This is a genomic window from Flagellimonas sp. B-3 (assembly GCF_056857835.1).
Genome location: NZ_JBSXNW010000017.1, coordinates 236,697 through 262,987 on the forward strand (window position 1 = coordinate 236,697; position 26,291 = coordinate 262,987).

Below are 26,291 nucleotides of genomic sequence, written 5' to 3' on the forward strand. Positions count from 1 at the left end.
TTCCTGATTTTTTGACCAATGGACACTTCGTACATCGATTTGATTTCGAAACGCAACACATGTTCCACTGGTATGTACTTTTATTGTTCTATTTAAAAATTAAGTGAATGATTAATTGGCCCATGAGGTTCGCATGGGTTGGTCCAATAACCTATTGGCTTCCGGGTCGTTTACAAATTCTTGTTTGACCGGATCAAAATCGAGGTTTCTACCTAACCGAAGTGCCACTACGCCCATATTGAGAATAGTTGCGGAACGGTGCCCGTTCTCTTCGTTCAGTGCAAATTTTTGACGGGTTTTAACGGACTCTGAGAATGAAGTTATTTGTTCCTCGGGATCGGGAAGGGTATTGATCAAACCATCAATATTGGGAATGGTTGATTTGAACCCATTGAATATTTTGCCATCAGGTCCTTCTATATAGGCTGCACTCTTATCGCGGTTTTCGCCGTCCAATATAATTTGACAACCGTCTGCATAGGTATACGTTATTCTTCTCCAAGTTCCAATGGCATCATAATGCTGTTGCGGGGCATCCACCTCAACTTTTACAGGGCTGGTATGATCCTTACCCAAAAAGTATTGAACAGGGTCAATATAATGCTGGCCCATGTCGCCCAATCCGCCGCCATCATAATCCCAATATCCTCTAAAGGTAGAATGGACTCGATGTGGATTGTACGGCTTTTCGGGAGCTGGACCCAACCACATATTGTAGTCCAAATGCTCGGGAACGGACTGTGGGGCCAAATTCTCCTTTCCTACCCAATAAAACTTCCAATTAAAGCCGGTAACCCCGCTTATGGTTACTTTTAATGGCCATCCCAATGCACCGCTATCGACCACTTTTTTTAGTTTTTTTACGGGTGTTCCCATTCCGTAAAAGTTATCCTTGAAACGAAACCAAGTATTCAGCCTAAACATTTTACCATGGACCTTCATGGCTTCAACAACACGCTTACCCTCGCCTATTGTTCTGGTCATTGGTTTTTCGCACCAGACATCCTTGCCTGCTTCTGCGGCCATAATGGACATGAGTCCGTGCCAGTGCGGAGGAGTCGCAATGTGAACAATATCAATATCCGGTCTCTCCAGGACTTCCCTAAAATCACGGTATCCCTTTACATCGGGGCCAACTTTTTTAAGTGTAGCGGCCAAGTGTTTTCCATCTGCATCACAAATGGCCAATAATTTGGTTCCTTCATAGGTTAAGTGACCCTGCCCCATACCACCAACACCTATCACCGCTTTGGTAAGCTGGTCACTGGGAGGAATAAAGTTGGGGCCTCCCAATACATGACGTGGGATGATACTTATCCCGGCACCCGCTATCAAGGACTTTTTTACGAACCCCCTTCTACTGTTTATTTCTTTTTTCATTTGGTATGCTTTGAATTGATTATTTCCAACTATCTGATTGAATGATGATGCTGCAAATAAAAAAGCATGGGCATAAAAAAAGGGGTACTAAATGGGGTAATGAATAAAAAAATGTTGTTTTTTTCAGGGTTTTATCTCCATAAGACAGGGATAAGCTATTGTTGGGAAGAAATCATTTCCTCAAAAGAAACTTCGTAGGCCTCCCCGTAGAGATTTTCATATTGCTTTTTAAAATTATGGCAAGCTTGATGTGCCAAACTAAGCTTTCCTTGTTCGATGAGTACATTGAGTTTTATCTTTAATGCATGCTCATTAAGGTCATCATATAGACAAATGACCTCTGCCAAATCGAGCATAGTATCCAAATGAGTCCCAATCATCGGATTTTTACTGATCTGGATAAATTGTTCCACAATCCGGTTGCTGAACCTTTCAATAAATGGGTCCAGCCAAGGAGCACTTGTATTGGCAAACAATCTTCCTTTCTTAACAATGGGAATCAATTTTCGGAGTTCGATTTCAAGTTGTCCATCCGAACAATCTTTGCTCGTCAAGAATTCCAGATATTGCAGTGCCATGGAATAATCCGAATAACAGTTCTCGCCCATTTGCAATATCCAATGTTTGTCCTTGAAAACTACCTCAAGGTTTGGGCATGTGCCCAACAACTGCCTCAAATTTTGAATTGTTGTCCCTCTTGTATTTTTAGCGCTTGCCACACTTTTACCCGGCCATAACAATTCGGTAAGACGCTTGGTGTCCACCCCTTTTTTATCTCCTTGGCTATGCAAAAAAATAATCATGAACATTTTTTTCTGGAGCGGGGAAAGTTTTTTTGCAACATCCAAACCATACATATCAATAATCTGCAAAGGACCAAAACATAATATTTGAGTGGAATGCTTCCCATCTACTTTCGGGTCCTTAGGCTTTATTTCGCTTGGTGTGCTTTTTGTTACCTTCGTCATCCAATACTTGAATACTGCATATCCTCCGCCAAACAAGAGGGATAATCCCAAAGCATACATCCAAATATGTGTATTCCTTTTCAAGACTTTTGTTTGATCATAATGAGCCTTGATTTCCGAATCATTCAATTCTCGCCCCCATATTTTTATCTCCCGTATGTAGCCTTCAAAAAATTCTTCCCACAGATTACTGGCAATAAGTATGTTGTAATTTGATATTTCATATTCAGAAATCAGCTCTACACTATCTGTGCGTTCCCCATTGATATAGAAAAAAAGTGTATTCTCTATTTTGGAATGAACCAGTGCCACATGGGACCATTCATTTAACGGAATAGGTGAAGAAGTTGACACATAATCCTTGATACCTGCCATTGTGAACGTTAAAAAGCCATTGTGAATTTTGAACACAAAGTTGTCTCCCTTTCCAAGAATACTATTGTTTTGACCCAGCTTAGTCGGTTTTATCCACGCATTAATAGTAAAATTCCCCTTTAATGATGATTTACTGGATATTCCCACATCAACATAGGCTCCATCTTCAAAGTAACTGACCTGTCCATATAACGAATCCTTCCTTACTCTTACATCATTTGAGATTAATCCCTTCGAATTTTTCGCCAATATATCGGCAACCTCATCCTTAAATTCAAAATGGTGGGAAAGTCCATATTCAGCATCCAATGGGAAACCAACAAATTCCTTCCTGTTGTTCAGGTTTTCCGGACTAGTGTAGATAATGTCCGGGGAAAAATGGAAACCTGGCTTATAGGGTACCAATATGGGGGGCGATAAAATGTCCAGTACGGGATAACTAAAATACCCTTCTATCTGGACTTCTCCATAATCTTTGAAGCTGACCCCATCCAACAATCCTTTTTCCGTTTGAACAACCCCGAATATTTTTGGCTTGGAGTTTAATTGACGCACCAAACTGTATAGATGTTCAAAAGACGCTTCGGCTTTGATGAAATTCGGCATTTTCCCTAAATCTTGCCAAACCTCAATTAATTTTGAAAACGTGGGAGTATTTCCATGGTCAACTTGTATGCTTAAAAGTTCCTTGTCGCTTGATTTTTTAACCAGATCAATGGTCTCTTGCGAGCCAAGTTCCAATGTGTACATATCCGAATCAGCTACCCAGATCACGGAGAGGTTTTCAGGAATTTTTGAAATCGAGCCCTCTTGTCCCAACACTACTAATTGATTGCCGTAATGGGCATATTGGTCAAGAAAATTGGTGTTTTCCACTTTATTTTGTGAAGGAATCACTGCCCATGTTACATTATCGGTCAAATTCCGAAACATCAACGAATCTAAGCTAGTTTTATTGAGGTCTATTAAGATATGAGAAGTTGTGCGGAGATGGTGTTTATCGCTTTCTGAAAGTGAAGAGTATGTTTGGGAATATGAGGAATCAACCCCAATAAAAAGTATCCAAAAAAAATAAACGTACCATACGGAAGTATGCTTACATTGACTAAGAAAATTATACGCTATAAAGCTCTTGGCCATAACAGCACAATGTATATAATTTAAAGTTGATTTCTAGTTTTCCAATACTTGAACAATATTAGTCATAAAAAACCTTTTACGCTACCCCACTTTAATGCAATTGGCATACCATATGCAAGATATGATTTTGACGTGTACACATTATTGCCTTACTTTATTGGTAGTCTCGGCTGTCTCTAATCCTTCCCCTCTCCAATGTTCTTCAATTTCTTCAAGGGTTTTTGCTTTGGTTTCGGGTATCATTTTATGGAAGAAAACTGTTGCTGTAAAACAAAATCCTGCAAAAACAAAGAATCCGGAATTCATTCCAATGACCGAAACAAACCAAGGGAACAAAAACGCAGTTACAAAATTGGCGCCCCAATTAGCGAAAGTTACTATGGACATGGCGCGCCCCCTAATTCGAGTAGGGTAAAGTTCCCCCAACAAAACCCATATTACCGCGTTGATAGAAAATGCTAAGCTTGCCATATAGATGCATAACATAACCACAATCCAAATACTGGAAATAGATGGTATCGAAAAGAACACTCCGATTACAATCAAGGATATACATACTGATAACATTCCCCATATCAACAATGGCCTACGTCCCCAACTATCTATTTTCCAAAGGGCCAAGGCCGTAAAAACGAGGTTGATAAGTCCAATGGCCACTTGAAACTTCAAAGCTCCGTCGAAGTTCAGGCCTGCATCCCTAAGTATGTCGGGGCCATAATAAACAATAATGTTCACGCCGCTAAACTGACCAAATATCGAAAGTCCCAATCCTGCGATCAAGGCTTTTTTGAAACCGGGCTTGGCCAGTTCTTTCAATGAGCCGCCTTTTTTGGACAAGGCTGCCAGAATGTTTTTCAATTCGGTATTTGCCTTTGGTTTTCCATTTATCCTCTCCAAAATTCTCAAGGCTACATTGGTATTTCCTTCCTTGACCAACCATCTCGGACTTTCAGGAATTGTCCATAATAATAGGAAAAACAAGAGAGCGGGCACCATTTCAGTTCCGAACATGGCCCTCCAGACTTCCGATACCATGATCCTGTAGAAGATTCCAGAACCTCCAAAACCATCTGTATTGGCCTGGGCATAGTTCAACACTCCCCAATTGGAGAAGTAGGCCAATAATATGCCGATTACTATTGACATTTGGTACAAGGCCACTAAACGCCCACGTATATTAGCTGGAGAAAACTCGGAAATATACAATGGTGCCAAGACCGAAGCAATCCCAATTCCGAAACCGCCAACGAGCCTTGCAGCTATCAACAAACTGAATGAAGATGGCAAAGCAGACCCCAGTGCAGAAAGAAAGAAAAGTACCGCGGAAACAATTAGTATGGACTTACGCCCATACCTGTCTCCAAGTGAACCAGCGATCATGGAGCCGATAATCGCTCCAATCAACGCAGAGCTTCCAAACCACCCCACTTCCATTTTATCCAACTCAAACTGGGCCTCGACCATACTTATGGTCCCTGAAATTACAGCAGTGTCAAAGCCAAACAAAACACCTCCCAAGGAGGCCACCACGCAGACCTGTGCCACTAAAAATGGACTGCCTGTTGGCGCTTCCTTTACTTTACTATTGAAATCAGTCATTTTCTTCAGCTGATTTAATGGTAAATTCCAATAATTGGTGACACCTGAAGAGTATCCTCGGTATATGGAAAAAGCCTTTCCATCCGTTGGCTTTTGTTGACCAAACTGGACTTCCATCGCGATTTAAATAGCCATACCACTCGCCATGCTCCCTATCTGGGAAATGGGCAAAGGTATATTGATGTACTTTTTGGTACCATGCTTTGATGTCTTCCCTACCCGTATGAAGCCATGCCAGTAACAAAGCATACAATGCCTCTCCATGTGGCCACCATAGCTTCAAGTCCGCTTCCAGTTCATGAGTTGGGGTCCAATCGATATTGGTCAGGTAACGAATACCCCCATACTCTTTGTCCCAACCATGTTCCAATGATGCCAAAATAATCGTTACAGCTTCATTGATCCAGTTTTTTTCATTCCGTTCGATGCCAATTTCCATAATCATCCATGCACTCTCAATGGCATGCCCCGGATGGAAGAGCCGACCTTCTGGAATATCCAACATTTTAGAACCGTCCATTCCCACATTTTCCAATAAATAACCTTCATCCGACTTCCAATGTCTATTCAATATGGATTCGATGGATAAAGTAATGTCGTCATCAAAATTTTTTAAGGACCAAATATCCTTGAATACCTTAGCCACGGTAATTCGACACATATCATGGGAATGCAAGTGAAATTGCCTGTTGAGTGGATAGCCCAACATGGGTGTATCCGATGGCTGTCCCAATCTTGACAACAAAAAATCATACATCTTGAATGCACGATTCTTTAGGTTGTTATCCTCGCTCAAGGCAGCATATTCGGCCAATGCAATCGTTCCAAAAACCTCGGTATACAAACTCAGTACAGAAGACAGGGGTTGGCCGAAACTATTCAATCTGAAATGCATTTTCCCATTTTCGCCAAATGCATTGGCTATCATAAAGTCCAATCCATGTTTAGCAATGTTTTTCCATTCTTCCCTTTTTTCAAACCTATTGTACAAATGACTGAACATCCATATTTGTCTGCCCGTCATCCACATATCCTTATCTTCGGAATAGGTCTTGCCATCCTTTGCCAAACGGGTATAATATCCTCCATGGTTTTGATCAATGGAATAGGTTTCCCACCACGGAACAAGGTCATCAAAGAGTGCTTCACGATAGACCTCTTTTAGTTGATGCAAATTCTCTGCTATGTCTTTTTCGCTTTCCAAGGTCATTCTTCTTTTGTTTGCTTTATACTATTGCTGTTCGATTGGTAACATTTCTTGCTTCAATACATCGTAATGGCTGTTCATTTCAGAATTTTTGGTCAAATCCCAGATAGATGTATCCAGTTCACGGAGGGACAGTATGGTCGTAATCCAACCTTGTGTCCATCCACTTTCTATGGCCCATGCACCCCAGCCGGCATCGGCATTGGAGCCCCAATGTTCGAACCTTTCAAAATCGAAGGCCCTCATCCAACCCCCATGAAGTTCTGGGTGTTCCGGTGATTTTACCTGTATACGACAAAGAAACTCGGATAGTTGATCTACAGATTTTTTGATACGAGGATCCTTGAGTGTATACCAAGCCTCATGCAGACCCACCAATGCAAAATTGGTGGTATAGAGCAGATCACTAACGGGGTCTCCGTTCTTTGCAATCAAAGAAGCCTCGTGCAATCCATAGTCGGCATTACTTTTAGAAGGTGGAAAAACTCCTTTTTCAATGCTTCCCAACTCCTCTCTTATGGCACCGCTTTTATCCTGGAGGTCCAGTAACCCGTCCACTGCCGTGTAAAGCATTTTTCTATTTTCATCCGTATCTTCAACGCGTACCAACCAAGCTAGCGGTAAAAGTATTCTAGCCTTTTCTTGTGCCAATCCGTTCATCCATTTCCATGTATCAGGATAGCCTTCCATGGTGGTTTTTATTGCTTTTTTAGTACGCTCCAAGAAAATAGGATCCCCCGTTTTGTCATAGGCCCAGAGAAAACAGGCCCAGAGATAGGCTTCCATATGCGGAGATAGATTGACCACTTTGCCATTATAATAGTGTTGCCAACCATTTTCCTGTAATTGGGGCAAATCTATCCTGTCTCCTCGGAAACCATTTACACCTGTGGTTCGGTGCAATGCGAGTAGCATACGCATCAATGTATCATCCTGTTCGGTATTTCCCGTAATTGCCGCAGTGATAATTGATCCTAGAAACAAACGTGCATTATCGTCGCCATAATTGGCTTTGTACCATGGGTAGCTGGAAATGCCCCAAGGTACAAGTCCATAGGCTCCATGGTTTGGATTGCCATACTCCCCTTTTAGTGCAGATGATTCATTTAAATAAAACTTTAAAAGGTTATTGGCTATTTGGTAGTTTTCCTCCTTACCAAGTACTTTGCCTGCTGTGGCAAATGCACCTGCCACTTCCCCAGTACAATCGCCCCTTAGGACTACTCCAATAGGTTGGTTTCCTTTTTCATCAATTCTAGAGAAAATACATTCGAACACCCCGTTGCTACCATCTCCATTGGGAATGGTATCATTCCAATGGATGAACTTGGTCTTTATTTCCTTGTTAGGGGCATTACCAATAATGTCATTGTAATTTGACGGCACGAGCATTTTAGCATTTATGAACCAATCAATGCCCTTTTCAATGCTTTTTTTCTGGTAATCGAGCGGTAATTGTTCGTTTCGGGCGTAGGTGGTCTGTATTTTGGGGTTCCAGTCCAACTTTTCAATTACAGTGCCATCAGCCAATAAAAATTGAAGAATGCCTTTCCATATCCCCTGCCATTCAACTTGTGGTGCATACCTTCCTTTAATGAAGTTACTCAGCCCCGTTGTCGATACCAATCCATCATAATCGTTCAATTCGAACAATAAAGGATTATTCTCTTTGGGAATTCCATAAATAGCACTATCCAGACCAGCGACCCGGGCCGCTACCAAATGGGCATTGGAAACTTGGGTCGGGACATAGGTTAGGCCATTGACGGCCAAAATGTCCAAACTATCAGGAATTCCTCCAAAAAAAGAGGAGTTGACCACTGCGCGTTCATACTTTGATACTTTATTCTTTGGTTGGGTCTCCATCCCCGGAAGTTTATCCACGAACTCGATATAAAATCGACTATCCTTTTCTTTCAATAGATCGAAAAAATTATTTGGAACCTCTAGACGTTTATTTGGATAATTGTCGGCTAAAATAAGTGATGGTTCTCCCTTGCCAATACCACGTATAAATTGATCCAAATTATCGTAGTGGACCACTTCCAAATGTTCCAAGTTCTGGATTACTCCATAAAGGTCATTCCCTTCATCGCAGTAGACATGTATTTTTTGAGTTGCCGCATTCAGGGCAAATAGTATAATAATGGCCAAAGGCCCTAAGAACATGAGTATTTTTGGAACTGATTTCATATTATGAACTTGTAGTTAGAGGAGACTAATGGAAAATTGCATGGTGTGAACAATGTGCATGCTTGGGAGCAACCAAAAGACAGTTTTTCCCAGAAAATGGCCTTTGATTTAGTGTGCGACCTTCCAAAATAAATAGGAAGGCCGCAACTAAACCACTTTATAATAAGTGCCAAGGCTAGTACCCCGGGTTTTGCTCCAGGTTTGGGTTTAAGGTAAGTTGATCTACAGGCAGCGGCGCCAAGTAATTTTTTGAAGGATCAAAGCCAACTTCCCCTTCGCCGAAGGTCTGTAACAGAGGAGAAATGTAGCCATCCACATTTTCTATCCGTGGGGATACCTCATCCACATCATAGGCAGGCTCAAAAGGTCGGTCTCTCCATTGTTCCAATTTAGATCCAAGTCTAGGTGCACGGATTAAATCCGTGGCCGCCCAACGATACAAATCATCTCTTCTAAACCCTTCAAAAGCCAGTTCCACTCTTCTTTCCCTTCTAATCTCGTTCATTAGGGGAGAAAGCTCGGGAAAATTCCAATTAGGATCGGTAAAACCGACCACTGCATTAAGATGGGGGACTCCTGCCCTGTCTCTCAATAAATTGATGGTCCTATCCAATACGGCTTGGGTACAAGTTCCCAGTTCCTCATGTGCCTCGGCGGCTATTAACAATGCTTCTGCATACCTAAACAAGGGAACGGCATTGGAGGTATTGTTACCTGAGGCATCTTCTGTGGCTATAAATGGACTGAGCCACTTATAAATTTGATATCCCGTGGTATTGGGCCATGGATTCAAGGTTAAAAAAGGAAGTTCGTATGTATCCACCACACCATTGGATATTTTAATTGGCATTCCAGGTGTGGATATGGTCATTTTCATACGAGGATCTCTATTGGTGGTAACTTCTTCCAAGGTTTCGTCTCCCATATATTGTGGACTTACCCCAATGGGCAATCCATCGCTACAGAGATAGGAATCCACAAGCGATTTTGAAATCCCTTGTCCATTTGGCCCTCCTGAGGTTCTGATTTGCTGACCCCAATAGATCAAATCCAAATCGGCACTGTACTCTCTTGCCAACAACACTTCGGATATACCTGAAATCTCGGAGCTAGGTGTTGAAAACAATCTCCAATAACTGAAGCCATCCGGGATTTCGGGATGCGAAAAATCATTGTAAAGCGTATATCCGCCTTCCATGACTTCTTCAGCGGCATCCCTGGCTTGAACAAAAAACCTGTTAACATCCCTACCATCACCTTCAAAGGGAGTTCCTGCGTGGTACTTCTCCCAAGTACCTTCGTAAAGAGCCACCCTGGCTTTAAAAAGAAGAGCAACATCCCTGTGGATACGTCCTTCTTGGGTTTGTGTTTTAGTAGGCAGCTTTTCAATGGAACGATCTAATACGGAAAGTATGGAATCGGCAACCACCGATCTGGACAAACGTCCTTCGAACAGTTCCGGAGAGTCCACATCCAATGTAGTTGACAACCAAGGTAAATCGCCAAACCTTTTCATTAAATCAAAATAAAAGAAGGCCTTAAAAAATAGTATTTCCCCCATATACTTGTCTTGAGCGGATTGTGGCGCTTCGGAGACAGAAATATTGTCCAAGAAAAAATTGACATTGCGGATGTTGCCCCAATTCCAACCTCCACCTGAAGCGGGAATAGTCTGGGTTCCAAATGCCAATGGATATGATGTAAATGAAGCTGGAACATTATTATCAGATGCAGCATCGGATTCCCACGCCCATGCAGCCATGGTTCCCGGCAAAGATGTGTAAAACTGGTTGGCGTACATTTCCATCTCATTGGCCGAGAATGTAATACCTTGATCGGTAATAGTGTCCTTTGGAATAGTGGTCAATTCATCTTCGCATGATAGTATCGCAACAAGTAGTACGGCCATCATTGTGACTAGTGTATATTTTTTCATGATCTTATCCAATTTTAAAATTCAATGTTTACACCCATGGTAATCGTTCTAAACAATGGGTATGATTTACCCGGACCATAATATCCGTGAAGTCTTTCCGGGTCAAAGTTCTCATCAATGGGCGAAAAGGTCAGTAGGTTTTCTCCACTAACATAAACTCTAAGCCTACTAAAGCCTAAAGGATCCAAAACAGTACTCGGTAGGGAGTAGCCCAACTGAAGGTTTTTCAACCGCATATAGGAAGCATCTTGCAAAAACCTTGTTTGCTGTTGCTGGTTTTTCCTGATTTCGCCCGTTGCATACGGTCTCGCAAAATAGGCATCCGTATTTTCGGGTGTCCAATAGTCCAGTGTTGTTTCGAACACTTGCTGTGTCCAACTTCCCGTAAGTCCATAAAACGGAATGTCACCCAACGAAACTTCTCTTTTTGCAATACCCTGCCAAAACATATTGAAATCAAATCCTTTCCAATCGAATCTGGTAGTGAATCCAAAGGCATAACGCGGTGTTGTATTTCCTATCCTTCTTAAATCTCCTGGGTCTTCGATGGTATTTTCCCCTTGGGAGATTACACCATCTCCATTCAAATCGGTATATTCAATATCTCCGAGGTTCCAGTTTCCGCCATAGATGTAAGTCGTCTGGTCGGCCATATTGTTCAATTGTTCATCACTTTGGATAATTCCCGCGGTGGTGTACCCCCATATTTCTCCAATCTCCTTGCCTGGATAAAAGCCCCAAATATTGTTGGTTGTACTGTTGTATTTGGTAATCTTGGAAAAGTTATCCGATAAATTGAATTGTAGTGAGTAATTGAACTCCTCATCGATCACATCGTTCCAGCCCAAGGTCAACTCAAATCCCTTGGTTACCATATCGGCATTATTGGTTACCGGGACACCCACTCCTAAAACAGAGGGCAAAGCTTCTGCTGGACCGACCATATCCAAAGTCTTTCTTTCAAACCAATCAAAACTCAGACTCAAACGATTCTTCAGCATGGCTACATCCAAACCAAAATCCAAGGTGTTAGCTGTTGCCCAGGTTAAATTATTACTGACCAACCCTGGCGCAGAAATATAATTGGGCCGCTCACCATCAATTATATACCCCAGATTGGTACGAATGGGGACTTGTGCATAAAAGAGGTAATTTGAAATTTGCTGATTCCCGAGTTCTCCATAGGAGGCTCTTAGTTTGAGGGAGTTTATCTCTTTGACGTTAAAAAAGTTTTCCTTGGCAATGTTCCAACCTGCGGATACCGACGGAAAAAATCCCCATTGATTTCCCACAGGAAATTTTGACGTTCCATCATACCTAGCATTCGCCTCAAACAAATATTTGCCTTTGTAATTGTAGTTTACCCGGCCAAAAAAACCAATATTGACCCACTCATCAATTGAATCGGATGTTTGCCTAATACCTGTTCCCGTATTCAAGGACGGTATGGCGTCGGTGACCAAATTGGGAACATAACCCGATATTGCATTGCGGGTATAATCTTCTCTCTGGCCTCCGAGTAGCACGTTAAAATAGTGTCCGCCAATGGTTTTATCGTAAGAAGAGAACAACTCTAAACTTTCATAATCCCTTGATGCATTTGTTTTGCTCACAGAATTGACGGACTGAATATCGTATGGATTCCCATCCGTATCATGTGCCTGTAAAACAGCCTGATGGGCGTTGACTTCCGTCATTAATTTGGAGTACGAGTACCGTGCAGTGGTTTTCCAATCTTTTATGGGCTCAAACACCACGGTTCCCATCAATTTTAATTCATCCTCCCTAATCTTACGCCTTGATCCTTCAAAATATTGGATTTCCGAGGTCCACAAAGGATATCCATTAGGATCGTACAGTGGCCAGTGTGGCTGCCTCGTATAGGTAATATGAAAAAGGTCACCTGTCTGTGCCGAATAGTCATAAGGTTCATTGGTAAAACCTCTATTGTACAGGGTTTGAAAGCTAAACTTGAGTTTCTCGTTCAAATCCGTATTAATATTGGCCAAAAGATTGTACCGTTTGTAGTTATCCTGTCCTATCTCATAAATTCCATCTTGGTCCAGGTAGCCCAAAGAGATACGATAATCTGTATTGTCTCCTCCTCCACTTACCGCAAAGTCGTGTTTTTGGCTTACCATGGAATCACTGTAGTACGCATCAAAATAATCCACATTTGCGTTACCCAGTCCATAACTCCAACGCGAAGGATCTCCGGGCTCGGGAACCGTGGTTGGAATACTCCCTGGATCGGAAAGGTATTGTCGTATTCTATCCATCTGGTCTGGACCAAAAATCGGGTTCATTCCCGAGTTGGCCGCAGCTGCATTCACTGTTTCTGCATAAAGCAGGGAATTTACTGTTTTTGGAAAAACAGTTTGAGCGTTATTCGACACCGAACTGTTAATACTTACCGTGGTTTGCTTTCTGGAACCTTTTTTTGTGGTTACCAAAATGACCCCAAAAGTTGCTCGGGCCCCATAGATTGCAGCCGATGCTGCATCTTTCAACACCGATATACTCTCAATATCGATCGGGTTTAAAAGGTTTAAATCGCCCTGTACACCATCAATGAGTACCAGTGGTGCCGCTCCGCCATTTATATCACCAAGTCCCCGGATTTGAAAGGCAGAGCCTTGACCAATTCTTCCCGGTGAACCAGGGTTGGTCGTTACATTCAAGTTGGCAACGGTACCCTGTAAAGCTTGACCGGCATTTTGGACGGCCCTGTTTTCAAGGACCACGCTAGAAGTCTCCCCAACGGCTCCCGTCAGGTTTTCCTTTTTCTGCACCCCGTAACCTACAACGATCACCTCATCTAGTTCACTTGTATTTTCTTTCATGGTCACTTCAACTACATCGGTGGTCACTTCAATACGCTGAGTGATCATTCCCATATAGGAAAACACAAGTATGTCACCTTCATCCGCTTCTATCGAATAATTGCCATCGAAATCGGTCTGTGTTCCATTGGTGGTTCCATCCACCAAAACATTGACCCCTGGCAATGGGTTCCCGTCAATGTCCTTGACAGATCCCGAAACCATTTGTTGGTAATTATTGGTTTCCGTATTTTTTTTTGGTCTGTCTTCATCCACCCTAGGCAAGGAACGCTTAAGTATTATTTGTTTTTTGAAAACCTCATAGGTTATGGGGGTTTTCGAGAAGAGTTCTTCCAAAATTTTGGAAATGCGTTTGTTTTTTACATTGATAGAGACCTTCTTGGCATATTCAATTTCGTTATCGTTGTACAAAAATTTGAATTGCGTATTGGACTCAATTTCTCTCAACACTTTTTCAACACTAACATTCTCTAAATTCAAAGTGATTTTGGTGTTCTGGGCATAAGAACTTGCCTGAACCTGAAAAAGGGAAATGATAAAAAGATAGACTGTCAGTTTCATTTTAAGGTCTAACTTCAAGTATAAGGGGAGCATGCCCCTTAACATCGAAAGGATTTTCATATCTTTGTTCTGTATTAAGATGATTTAACATTTGGTTTAAATCACTCTTTTATCCAATCGGGGAATGTGTCAGCATTTTCCGATTTTTTTCTTCTAGAGTGATGGTTATTTATATTCAAAAGTTCATTTCATTGGCAGATTTTTTTGGTTAATAAATATTGATTTTGTCGTTTTCAATATCATACTCAAAGCCGTAATTTCTTTTGAACGACTCCAGTATATCTTCCATTGATTCAATTTTGATATCAAAGGTCGCCGTGAAGGTTTCTTCTCCAAGCTCTACGTTGTTGTTTGTGATTGACACATTGTAGCATCGCGCCAATTTCTTGATGATGTCCTCAAATTTCATGTGGCTGAACACCATCCTTCCCTTAGTCCATGCGGTATAGATATCCGTATCCACTTCTGTGACAGCGATATTTTCCTCCTCTTTGCTCCATGCCCCCATGAACCCGGGTTCCAACATGGTATACCTTTCCTTGTCTTTTTTCTGAGAACCTTGGTTTTTGTACAACCCAACGGAGCCCTCAAGCAAAACCGTATTTATAAATGCATCCTCAGGGTAGGAAGAAATCACAAATTGGGTCCCCAGTACTTGGACGCCTAGGCTACCCGAATTAACTATAAATGGTTGTTCCTTATTTTTTTGGACATCAAAAAAAGCCTCACCCTCCATAAAAACCTCCCTGCTTTTATCTTCGATAAACCGCACAGGATATTTCAAGGACGTTCCCGCATTAAGATGCACTTTGGTCCCATCGGACAAGACAAGTTGAAATGTTTTACCATAAGGAACGGTGAGCCTATGATACTCTATTGACTTCTTATCACTATCGGAACTGCTGGACCGTTCTTCTGCTTGGGTATAATCAAGTTTATCGAATTTTTGCATCCCCACGACGTTTCCTTTGCTGTTCTTAAACAGTCGATTATCGGATTTTGACAGTTTTTCAACAGCACCATTTTCAAGTTCCAGAGTAATCGATTCTTGTTCGGGCAATGCACCAGTCCTCTCCTCCGTAAAATTTCCACTTAAAAAAAAGTAGGTACAGACAGCAACACCGATAAAAACAGCGGCAACTTTGACCATTATTTTTAAATATCTAAGCTTTGAATCCGCAACTGTATTTGCTCTTAACCTTTCCCATTCCCTTGCGTGCGTTTCATCCACCTCCTTTTTCAAACGACTTCTCTCAAGCCAATGACTGGGTTCTGCCAATTTTTGCATGATATAATCCCGCTCGTCTTGATTCAGCTCCTCTGAGGTATCCACCTCATCAATCCTTTCTCGAAGTAGGATTGTTCTAGCCAGTTTTTTAGCCAGTTCGATTAGTTTGCCGAAATCCCTTAACATATGGTAGTAATTGTTGCTTTCTTTAGTTTAAAGACGATGTTACATGCAAATGGGGTTAAACATTTTTCTTTTTTATGGCAAAAAGATGTGGGCCACTAAGGCGATGTGTTCCCGAAGTTGGAAACGGAGCTTACGATAGGCTATTTTTTTCTGGGCCTTTACAGTGTTCAAGGTTATCTCCAATTCATTGGCGATTTCACCATTTTTATAGCCCAATAAACTTAGTTTTATGATTTTCTTACATCTCAATGGCAAGGTATCCACAGCATGGTCCACCAAGCGTGCCGTTTCTTGCAATACGAGCTCAGTTGAAAAAAAAGAATCGGTTTCCATACTTTGAATGGCCTCGACAGATAAGTCGCATTTCGATTTATACCTTTTGCTTTTCAGCACATCCAACGCTCTATTCTTTACTGCTGTATACAAATAGGATTTAACAGTATTCTGGCTTTTAAAAACCGTTTTTTTGTTCCAAACTTTTATAAAAATTTCCTGTACGACATCCCTTGCCATCTCGATATCGTTCAAATAACGATTGCAAAACAAACAAAGTGAAACGTGGTGGGTATCAAAAAGAATCTTGTATTCTTTGGTAGTTAGGCGGTATGTTTTATTGGCTTTCAGTTTTAAGGGGTTATTTATACTGTACACTATTAAACTCCGCCGTTTATGCCACAAAAAATAGGGCAATCCAAGACTGCCCTATTTCAAACTAACTAAACGACTTAACAATTATGTAAATATTTACGATGCTAGGTAACTTTAGTATACCATTATGTTTGTTTCCTCTCATAACACTACTAAGACGACCATAAGTTGAAATAGGGTTAAAAATTTTTAAATAATTTATGTTCACCACGTGTTTATCCATTTCAGAATCCATTTTGGAAAATAGTCCTGTACATGCAATTAAACCCATTATGGGCTGAACTCCCTGCCCAGACACATCATCATTTAAGACACATTGAAAACCATCTTTTTTCTTGGACAAAAGCAAATGCTCGATATGGTTTGGACCCAACGAGCATAAAATGTACAAACAAGGCTCAATAAAAGAGAATGGAGGTCGGGGGCTGAACATATAGTAAAATCAATGTTTTCAAACACAAGATAACTTACCATACCTTCAATAAAAATACGTACCCCAGTACGATTTTTACGTAGGGGTACGTATTTCTGGCTTATGATTATAGTGACAATATTAAATCCTTATACTTGGAAATCCAGGAAGTCCATTGGTCTCCGCCACCCAATTCCAATTTTTGGATGATATTGCTTCTATGCTTCTGGACTGTTCGCAAGGAAATCAACAACTCCTCGGCAATTTCCTTGGACGTTTTTGACTGCGCCACCATTCGAAGAATAGTGCGTTCTGAAGAAGACAGTAGTTTTAGTTTTTTTAGCTGTGGATTAATGGTTGTTTCCACCATTTGTTCAAAGGTCTTGCTAAAGTACGTTTCCCCTGCACTCACCTTTAGGATACACCTTTCCATTTCCAAAAAAGGTTCTTCTTTGAGCAAATAACCACTGATTCCCAGTTGTTTGGCCCTATAAACAAGCCCTTCCTCCTTATGGGAAGTAAGTAGGATAAAACGGGTAGTACAGCCTGCATCCGTTGCCTTTGTTATCACTTCTATTCCAGAAAGCATCGGCATTTGAATATCCAAAATAGCAATATCGGGTCTTAGGTCCAATAGTTGTTCCAAAGCCTCTAAGCCATTGGTTGACTGAGCAATCACATTATATCCTTTGGATTCAAGTTCATCTACCAACCCTTTTAACAACAAGGGATGATCGTCGGCCACCAATATGGTATGGGTATTATGCATCTGATATTGGGATATTGGCAATAATGCTGGTTCCTCGTTTATTCATGGTCTGGATTTGAATGGTCCCCCCCATCATACGAATTCTTTTCTCCATTGTTTTAAGGCCCAAACCTTGCCCCTTATGCTTTTCTTCATAGTCAAAACCTATTCCATTGTCCTCAATCAATAACTTTACGCAATTCGTCTCCTTTAACACCTCGACCAACACCTCTGTGGCCTGCGAATGTTTCACCATATTGGTCAATGCTTCTTGTATAAAACGATAGAGGTTTACATTTTTATCCTTGGTAAAACAGCCCTCAATCGAATCCATTTCCAAGGTAAAAATAATACTGTACTCTTCATCAAAAGTATAGATAAGCTGCTGGATTGCCCCTGTAATTCCCAAACTGACCAATGTAGGGGGAAGAAGGCCCTTTCCAACCATTCTGACTTCTTCCAAGGTATTCTGGGAGAGTTGCAGCAATTCTTTTTGATCAGTATCCCTCGCTTTTTTGGACATTATGGTCAGTTGTTGCCCTATGCTATCGTGCAATTCCCTCGCTATATGTTCCCTTTCCTTTTCTTGTTGCCATAACAAGTCCTGAGAATATTTCTCGGTAAGCTCCTGCTCTTTCTCTGCAAACCTACGATTCCGATATAGCCATAGAAAACCAGACCCCCCAACAAGTATGACACCACCAAAGACCAACCAATATGTTTTTTCTTTGTTTTGGGCATCCAGTATTTTAATATCCTGTCTTTGTTGTGCAATCTCCATATCCTTCTTTTCTGTTTCAAGTTCGGCTTGAATAAAGGCAAACCTTCTCCTAGAGGTCACATTATTGACAGAATCTTTCATTCTGGCATAATTTTTAAAGTGTTGGAGGGATTTTTGCAAATTGTTCATTTTCTCATAAATATTTGCCAATAACAACTCTGAACGCATAATGTTTTGGGCTTCCAAAGTTCCCTTAACCCCTTTATGGGCTTTTTGGGCATACCTTTCTGCTTGTGTAAGTTGGTTGTTGGCCAATGCATTCCAACTCATGGCCAAATGATAGTACGTTTCTAAAAAAGGATTGTTGATATGAGGGCCTATCTTGGAAACAAGTTCCCGTTTATATAAGTCCGAAGTATCCCGTATCCCGTTCCTGGCATAAGTGGAAACGGCATAAGAAAGGGTCAAAATATCCACTATGCCCTGTACATCGGATTCATGGTTCCTTTCTTTAAGGGCCATTCGAATTTGTTGAAGCTCTTCGGCAAAGTCATTTTTACGGTTGGCCTCATTACAGGCAGCCAAACGTGCAATGGCAACCACCTGATACTCTTTTATGGCTGTTCCCTTTTCAAATACTTCGCCACGGGCCTCCTGTGCCCGATTATAAAGCCCATTTTTACCATAGAGTTGTGCCAAACCATTCTGCGCCCACAAGTACATCAATGTATCCTTTTGATGGGCAAATATCTTCTTGGCCTTTTCAAAATAGGCAACACTTTCGGAAATTTCGTTGACCTTATCACTATTTTCACCTGCTTTCAAATACGCATAACCGAATTCATATAACGATGAATCCTTTTGCTTTTCCATGAACTGGATTCCCTCATCCAATATTTCCAAGGATTTCTTATAATATTGCATATAAGTCGAAGCCTCAGCATAGTTAATGTAAAAAAGCGCTATCTGATTTTCATCAACATTGAAATTAACGTAGGGTTGATAGTCATCCAATATACCATATGCTTTTTTATGGTTGATGGATTGATAAATGTAATATGTCCCCAAGGCATTTGTGAACATCAAAGCTTCCTCCCATCGTTTTTTAGCCAATGACGAATCCCTGTACTGAAGAGCAAGTTTGGCCACCGCATCATTGTCCATGCTTTCTTGTTCAATAAGTTCAAGCAAATAGTTCGCTCTCTCTACAAAGTTTGAAATTGAATCCAAAGTGTGCACTACTTTGTCATGGTCTCCCAAGTTTTGGGAACGAGATATTCCGGAAACCAAACAAAAAAATAAAATCAGTATGGGTTTGGGGCATTTATACACAAACATAAAAATACCATTATTACCTAAACTTTGATGGGTCGGCGTACAAATATATTGCCTTGCCCAACCTAAAATGTTCAACCTACCCTGTACCAACATCGTTGCAATTCCCTTTACTCCCATCAACATTGGAACCCAATGGATACTGCATATAGTTTTAATTTATATTTGGAATAAAGTCGTACCTCAAAAAGAACTCATGTGTACCTCCAGTATATGGACGGATTCCTGATACTGGGATTTCGTAGGCATATCCCAGCATCAACCTTTTACCTATCATAAAGCTTCCCAAGCCACCAACGGCATCATAACTATTAAACCGGTAATTGACCCCCAGCATAAATTGATCGTAAAACTTAACATTGACCCCTGCATCTACGGAAACCGAAGCTTGATCGGCAACTATAAGCATGGTTGTGGGGTTCAATACAATGGATTGGGCAAGTTGAAAATCATACCCGCCCGTAAAATATAAATTGGGGCTGTCCGTGGCACTATAAAATATTTCATCCCCTGAACCTATATAATCTGTATTAAACATCTGCGGTACCGATGCCGCCACATACCACCTTTTTCCATACAAAAAGCCACCCACCCCCACATTGGGCGACCAGCTCGCTGCATAGGAGTTGAAGTAGGGATCCGTTTGCACATCGGGTCTATTCAATAGGTTAGGGTTCAACGCATAGTGGGTAAAGCCTGCTTTTATACCAAAAGCTAGGCGAGTAGTCCTACCTACTTGTAGCGTATAAGAGAAATCGCCATAGAGGTAATCAAATTTTTCTTCGCCCAAACCATCGCTCACAAGCGAAAGCCCCAGCCCTACCTTTTCATTGCGCAAAGGGGTATGTGCCGAAAACATTTGTGTGGATGGTGCCCCCTCGAAACCACTCCATTGTGAACGGTGCATCAAAATGGCCGAGAAGCCTTTTGTACTTCCTGCAAATGCAGGGTTGATACTAACGGGGTTGTACAAGTATTGTGTGAACTGTGGTACCTGTTGGGCTATGGCTTGGTGATGGCACACGACCACAACGACCATCAATAATATAAACTTCTTCATCTTAATCTTTTATTTGGTGCCAATGTAGATACTTCCCTTAATGGGTTTCGTATTGGAATTCAACACCTGTATCACATAGAAATAGGTTCCTGAAGACAGTTTACCTTGGTTATTGCCTCGTCTACCATTCCAATCGTTTTGATAATCATCCGATTGGTAAACCTGCTGTCCCCAACGATCAAATACCATCAGTGAAATTTTATTTCCATCTGTATCGAGGCCTTCCACAATGAAGTAATCGTTGTGCCCGTCATCATTCGGGGTAAGTACCTTTGAGACCCCCATTTTTGATGTTCCATCCGTTCCACAGACATCTTCTACCCTTACCTCAACAACCACCTGGTTGACGCACATTCCTGCTTGTTCGGTATAGGTAAAAGTATACGTCCCAATCTCCATGGTCGATGGGTCGATTACAGAGCCGTTTATATTGACCGAACTGCTTTGGGATTCCCAGATTCCATTTCCTGCTTCCCCTTCGATTTTTTCGTAGAGGTCCAAATAGGTTTCAGTAATGCATACGGCAATGTTATCATCAGTGTTTATCTGCATTGGCAATACTGTGATATTTTGCTCAACACGTTCTTCATTTCCTTTGGCATCGGAAGCTATCCAGAAACGTTCAATTTGATACCCTTCTCCTGAAATGGTCTCATTTTGACCATATTCAATTTGAACCTCCATATCACAGTTATCCTCAAAAACCAGGTTTGGGATTTCAGGTACTTCATTGCAATACACCGTAAGATCCGTATCCAATGCTGAAATCAACTCAGGAGCCATGGTATCCTCAACGATCACGTGCTGTGTTTGGGTACTGGTGTTCCCAGCTTCATCTTCGTAGGTCCACGTTATCACTGTGGTTCCTTGCTGTGTGATGGGCAAAACAGCGTCGTGCGAAACTGTTACCGCACTACTGCAATTGTCCGTGGCCGTTGGGGCCGTTAGACTGCTTACCTCACATTCATCGGCAATATCCGGTAAATTCGCCTGATCGGGAACCGGTGCATCGGCATCATCAATGATTACGTTCTGTGTTTGGGTACTGGTGTTACCGGCTGCATCTTCGTAGGTCCATATGACCACCGTATTATCTTGGGTTGTTATCGGCAAAGTAGCATCATGGGTTGCCATTAGCAAACCACTACAATTGTCCGTTGCCGTTGGGGCCGTTAGATTGCTCACTTCACATTCAGAAGTAATATCCGGTAAACTTGCTTGGTCGGGAACAGGTGCATCGGCATCATCAACGATTACGTTCTGTGTTTGGGTACTGGTGTTCCCGGATGCATCTTCGTAGGTCCACGTTACCACTGTGGTTCCTTGCTGTGTGATGGGCAAAACAGCGTCGTGCGAAACTGTTACCGCACTACTGCAATTGTCCGTGGCTGTCGGGGCCGTTAGACTGCTTACCTCACATTCATCGGCAATATCTGGTAAATTCGCCTGGTCGGGAACCGGTGCCTCCGTATCTGCAATGATCACGTGCTGTGTTTGGGTACTGGTGTTCCCGGCTTTGTCTTCGTAGGTCCACGTTACCACCGTAGTACCTTGGGCCGTAATCGGCAAAGTTGCATCATGGGTTGCTGTTAGCAAACCGCTACAATTGTCTGTGGCCGTTGGGGCCGTTAGACTACCAACCTCACATTCATCGGCAATATCAGGTAAATTCGCCTGGTCGGGAACCGGTGCCTCCGTATCTGCAATGATCACATGCTGTGTTTGGGTACTGGTGTTACCGGCTGTATCTTCGTAGGTCCACGTTACCACAGTAGTACCTTGGGCCGTAATCGGCAAAGTTGCATCATGGGTTGCTGTTAGCAAACCGCTACAATTATCCGTGGCCGTTGGGGCCGTTAGACTGCTTACCTCGCATTCTGCATTTACATCTGATAGATTTGCCAAATCAGGAACTGGAGCCAAGGTATCCTCCACGGTAACAGTTGCCGTACATTGGACACTTACCCCATTATTGGCCGTTACGGTTAGTATCACTTCATTCGTTCCTAGGTCTGAACAATCAAATTCTGTAACATCGAGGGTAAGTGTTATTCCATTATCCTCATCATAAGAGCCGTTATCTATTTCTTCAGGGCCTATAATCACCCTACTGTTTGCATCTAGCGCTACTATAATATCCTGGCAAATGGCCACGGGTGCCCTGTCTTGTAACTCATAGGCGCCCATATCAACAGTACCACCATTGGCATAGTCGTAAATACGCCCGTTACCGGCCAAATCGACTGCAGCATCCGGCGCCCCTAACGATACCACAAAATTATTGTTCCCAGCATTTATGGCAGGACTGGTAGCCTTCACGCTATAGTCATGTCCCGCCACATCTTCAAACTCCGGATTCACCGCCAGATTGCGACTTTGCATCACATCTCCAGAAACAGTCCCATTATATGCCAATGAACTATACAGGCGTGCATATCCACCATCCAGATTGATATGGCCATTGGTACCGGCATTATTGGAAAGAATGGAGTTCGCCACCAACAGAGTCCCATCACTTAAATGGATACCACCCCCAGTGGCAGCCGTATTATCGCTCAGGGTGGAATTTATAATTTCAACTTCACCGGATTCACATGAAACAGCACCTCCAACAGTGGAGGCAACATTATCATACAGCAAGCAACTTATTAATTTTGTATCACCGGTAAAACTAATTACCGCGCCTCCCACACCATTGATGCCATCACTAAAGGCAATATTATCGTGCAGTATGCTATTCTTTAAAAGAAAGCTGGCATTTTGGTTTATATAAAGCCCTCCCCCGGTTCGGCCAATGGCCACTTGACTATTGTCCGTAGGATCATCCGCATAGGAATACGCAATGATAAGTCCATCCAAAGTCACATTAGGAGTTGTCACTGTCACAATGGTATGGCTGTCCCCTGCATCTGCCATATCATTCCCATTGATATCCCCACTTAACAGGGTCGGCGCTGCGTTCCAATTCCGTTGGTCCGATGAAGTTTCATTTCCGATAAAGCCTCCCAAAAGGGTCACCCCTTCGGGAATGACAAAAGAATCATATTCGGATGTTCCCGGTTTGTAGGTGCCCTGGGCCACCCATATTTCCGTTAACCCACAATTCGCAGACTGGACAAGTGCATCCTGTAAATCGGTATATGCATCGTTCCAAGAGGTTCCATTGTTTGATCCCGTCGCGTTCTCATCCACATAAACAATACCTGAACTGCGATCATAGGGATCTACCACTGTAACCGTGGCTGTGGCCGAAGCCGAATTATAACCGTCATTTACCGTTAAGGTAACCGTATGCGTTCCCGCATCGGCACAGGTAAAATTGGTTTTGCTCAATGTTCTGGTAAAGGTGGTGTAACAGCCATTGGCATCTATACTGTTATCGTCTATATCTTCAGGTGTTAGGGTTGCGCGCCCATTGGCACCCAGATAAATGGTCGCCGATTTTGTATTTACTATAGGTGGCGTATTCTTGTTAATCTGGTACACGTAATTATAGGTAGCCGTATTCCCATATTGGTCGGTCACTTCAATAGGCACCAAAATATTGGTCCCAATATCGGCACAGGTTGCCGTACGGGTACTGGCCACAGCGGTATAGCTGTCACAATTATCCGAGATATCAAAAGGGCCTTGTGGTGTTAGTTCCACAGAAGTACTCTGCCCCATTTCAATAAAATTGGTCATCGCAAGCATAAAGGGAGGGGTATTGTCCACTACGGTTACATTGGCCGTACAAGTAGCCCCATTGCCCTTTCCATCAAGAACAGTTAAGGTAACCGGGACGGTACCAACGTCATCACAGGTAAAGGTGGTTTGTGATAGGGACATGGATGCCATATAAACATCATCATAAGACCCTGCATCAATATCGGCAGCCGTTATGGTAACAGTACCATCGGCCAATAAGGGATTTTCCAGATCAAGGGACACTGTAATATCACTACATACTGCCACAGGGGGCTGTTCATCATAAATGACCCTGTATTGTATATAACCAGTAACTGGAGCAATAGTCGTTCCTCCTTCTGTCTCCACTAAATCTTGTACCATACTAAGGTTGCCATACGATTGTCCGCCACCGCCGCCACGTTCCAAATCACCGCCGCCGCCGCCATAATAACCAGCGCCACCGCCGCCAGAGGCCCCTTTCCCAATATATTGATTTGAGCATTTGGGTGAAGGTCCAATCGGATGGCCATAAAATATTCCGCCAGCCCCGCCACCGGCCCAGCCCGTACCTCCACGATTGATATCATTAACCACTATTTTTGTACAATTAGGGTTAAATAACCCTCCCGAACAATCTCCCTCATATACAATAGTTGGTGGATGATAACCTCCGGCACCACCTCCATTGGGTGAACTTCCCATAACTTCCAATTCAAATAACACTGCTGATTCAGGTGGGCTATATAAACTGCCCCCGCCCCCTGAAAATGGATGAAAAGTAGTCTCTACACCATTAATTAAGCCTCTATGAGCTACCCCGCCACTTCCATACGAAATAGCATCATCCACTCTTAATCCATGCGAATTACAACTATTTTTTCCATTTCTTGCTATGCCGCCACCATATCCATGGGAAACCAGAGCTTCGATTGCTGCTCCCCCACCACCACCTGCTGCAACCGCTATGGGATTAGTAGGTTGTCCATATGGAGTTATTGCCGTAGCCCCTCCACCCCCACCACTGGCAGCAACATCATGAGCGTCGGATTCTCCACGAGATCCTATATAAAATTGGAGCCGGTCCCCTGCATTTTCACTGGTAATGGGCAAGGTAAACCGTACGGTGCCCCCTTCCCCGCCCTGTCCTATTTTCTGGGCTACCAAACCTTGCCAAGTGGCACGTCCGCCGTCACCCCCTTTAAGGATGAACTCCACAGCTACCGCCCCGTCTTCCAATGTTGGCAAATAACCGTCCATGGTGGCCCGGGTACGTGGATGTCCACCTCCCTCGTAGGGCAAAGGAGTCCATTCGCTATTGGTCAAGTCTCCTATAGAGGTATGGGGTCGATTTACGGTTTGTCCGAACAGGCTCCTAGAACATAAAACCAATAAGACTAGTGCAATCGAGATTGATTGAAAAGATGATTTGGGCATGTAAAAATGTCTTTATGCTTTCGCGCCGCAAGTTATACCCGTATAAAATCAATTAAAATACGCACCCATGTACAAAATTTACGTAGGGGTACGTAGATAGTGGGTGATTTCATATAAAAGAATATCTAAATGGATAATAGATAATCGAAAATGTACTTTCAATATGAATCCTGCAGCAATGGGTATTCTACTTAAGGCACGTCCATCTATCCTTCTATAACAAGAGGACTAGTGGGATATGCTTAATTCTCCCAAGATTTTGGTATCTCTTATTATGAACTAGATAAAATTAAAATCTGAGGATTTCTAGAATAGAAAAATGGGCCATACCAAAAACAGATAACATTGATATAAATCGAATCAAAAGTTGGCAAACAAATTGTTGTTTTTTTTTGATAAAAATGAGGTGTTTGGGGTCTGTAAATTAAACTCTGAGAACCTATGAACCATAAGATTCCTAATCACCATTGTAATGGAACACTTTTCTATTAAGCAAAAAATCAGAAAAAAGTTGATTAGTCCGAATCCTATAACGAACATTCCTTCCTGATAAACAGAAGCCCAATCCTTCTTTCCTTTATATTTTCTGTAGTAATATCGGATTACAAATATTAGGGCTATTTGATACAATATAAATTCAAATATCAC

General features: G+C 42.3%; 13 protein-coding genes. All 13 read right to left on the reverse strand.

Going from position 1 to position 26,291, the window contains the following annotated elements:
- Positions 1-111: 111 nt before the first annotated feature.
- The 13 genes from AC13CS_RS05915 to AC13CS_RS05975 all read right to left on the reverse strand — a co-directional run bounded on the left by AC13CS_RS05915 (position 112) and on the right by AC13CS_RS05975 (position 25,643).
- Positions 112-1,380: a Gfo/Idh/MocA family oxidoreductase gene (locus AC13CS_RS05915; protein ID WP_482888647.1), complete on the reverse strand. Its 1,269-nt coding sequence runs from the start codon at positions 1,378-1,380 to the stop codon at positions 112-114.
- Between the two features lie 155 nt (positions 1,381-1,535).
- Positions 1,536-3,656, reverse strand: coding sequence for a LamG domain-containing protein (locus tag AC13CS_RS05920; protein ID WP_482888648.1), 2,121 nt, complete (start codon positions 3,654-3,656; stop codon positions 1,536-1,538).
- A 348-nt stretch (positions 3,657-4,004) separates the two neighbouring features.
- On the reverse strand, positions 4,005-5,462 hold the full coding sequence (locus tag AC13CS_RS05925; protein ID WP_293168481.1) for a sugar porter family MFS transporter: 1,458 nt from the start codon (positions 5,460-5,462) through the stop codon (positions 4,005-4,007).
- Positions 5,455-6,672 carry an AGE family epimerase/isomerase gene (locus tag AC13CS_RS05930; RefSeq protein ID WP_482888649.1) on the reverse strand — a complete coding sequence of 406 codons (1,218 nt, stop codon included), beginning with the start codon at positions 6,670-6,672 and terminating at the stop codon, positions 5,455-5,457. Before AC13CS_RS05930 ends, AC13CS_RS05925 begins: the two co-directional genes overlap by 8 nt.
- 21 nt (positions 6,673-6,693) lie before the next feature.
- Positions 6,694-8,862: a hypothetical protein gene (locus AC13CS_RS05935; protein ID WP_482888650.1), complete on the reverse strand. Its 2,169-nt coding sequence runs from the start codon at positions 8,860-8,862 to the stop codon at positions 6,694-6,696.
- 175 nt (positions 8,863-9,037) lie between these two features.
- Positions 9,038-10,798, reverse strand: coding sequence for a RagB/SusD family nutrient uptake outer membrane protein (locus tag AC13CS_RS05940; protein ID WP_482888651.1), 1,761 nt, complete (start codon positions 10,796-10,798; stop codon positions 9,038-9,040).
- 14 nt (positions 10,799-10,812) lie between these two features.
- A complete protein-coding gene (locus AC13CS_RS05945) occupies positions 10,813-14,202 on the reverse strand; it encodes a TonB-dependent receptor (protein WP_482888653.1) in 3,390 nt (1,129 codons plus the stop codon).
- A 208-nt stretch (positions 14,203-14,410) separates the two neighbouring features.
- On the reverse strand, positions 14,411-15,616 hold the full coding sequence (locus AC13CS_RS05950; RefSeq protein ID WP_482888655.1) for a FecR family protein: 1,206 nt from the start codon (positions 15,614-15,616) through the stop codon (positions 14,411-14,413).
- Positions 15,617-15,688: 72 nt separating this feature from the next.
- Positions 15,689-16,267, reverse strand: a complete 579-nt coding sequence (locus tag AC13CS_RS05955) for an RNA polymerase sigma-70 factor (protein ID WP_482888656.1) — start codon at positions 16,265-16,267, stop codon at positions 15,689-15,691.
- Positions 16,268-16,803: 536 nt separating this feature from the next.
- The gene (locus AC13CS_RS05960) at positions 16,804-17,445 is read right to left on the reverse strand and encodes a response regulator transcription factor (RefSeq protein ID WP_163626256.1); all 642 of its coding nucleotides are present in this window, start codon (positions 17,443-17,445) and stop codon (positions 16,804-16,806) included.
- On the reverse strand, positions 17,438-19,600 hold the full coding sequence (locus AC13CS_RS05965; RefSeq protein ID WP_482888657.1) for a tetratricopeptide repeat-containing sensor histidine kinase: 2,163 nt from the start codon (positions 19,598-19,600) through the stop codon (positions 17,438-17,440). The genes AC13CS_RS05960 and AC13CS_RS05965 overlap by 8 nt, the downstream gene beginning before the upstream one ends.
- A 34-nt stretch (positions 19,601-19,634) precedes the next feature.
- Positions 19,635-20,540, reverse strand: a complete 906-nt coding sequence (locus AC13CS_RS05970; RefSeq protein ID WP_482888658.1) for a PorP/SprF family type IX secretion system membrane protein — start codon at positions 20,538-20,540, stop codon at positions 19,635-19,637.
- A gap of 9 nt (positions 20,541-20,549) precedes the next feature.
- Complete coding sequence (locus AC13CS_RS05975) at positions 20,550-25,643, reverse strand: HYR-like domain-containing protein (RefSeq protein WP_482888659.1); 5,094 nt, start codon at positions 25,641-25,643, stop codon at positions 20,550-20,552.
- Between the last annotated feature and the right edge of the window lie 648 nt (positions 25,644-26,291).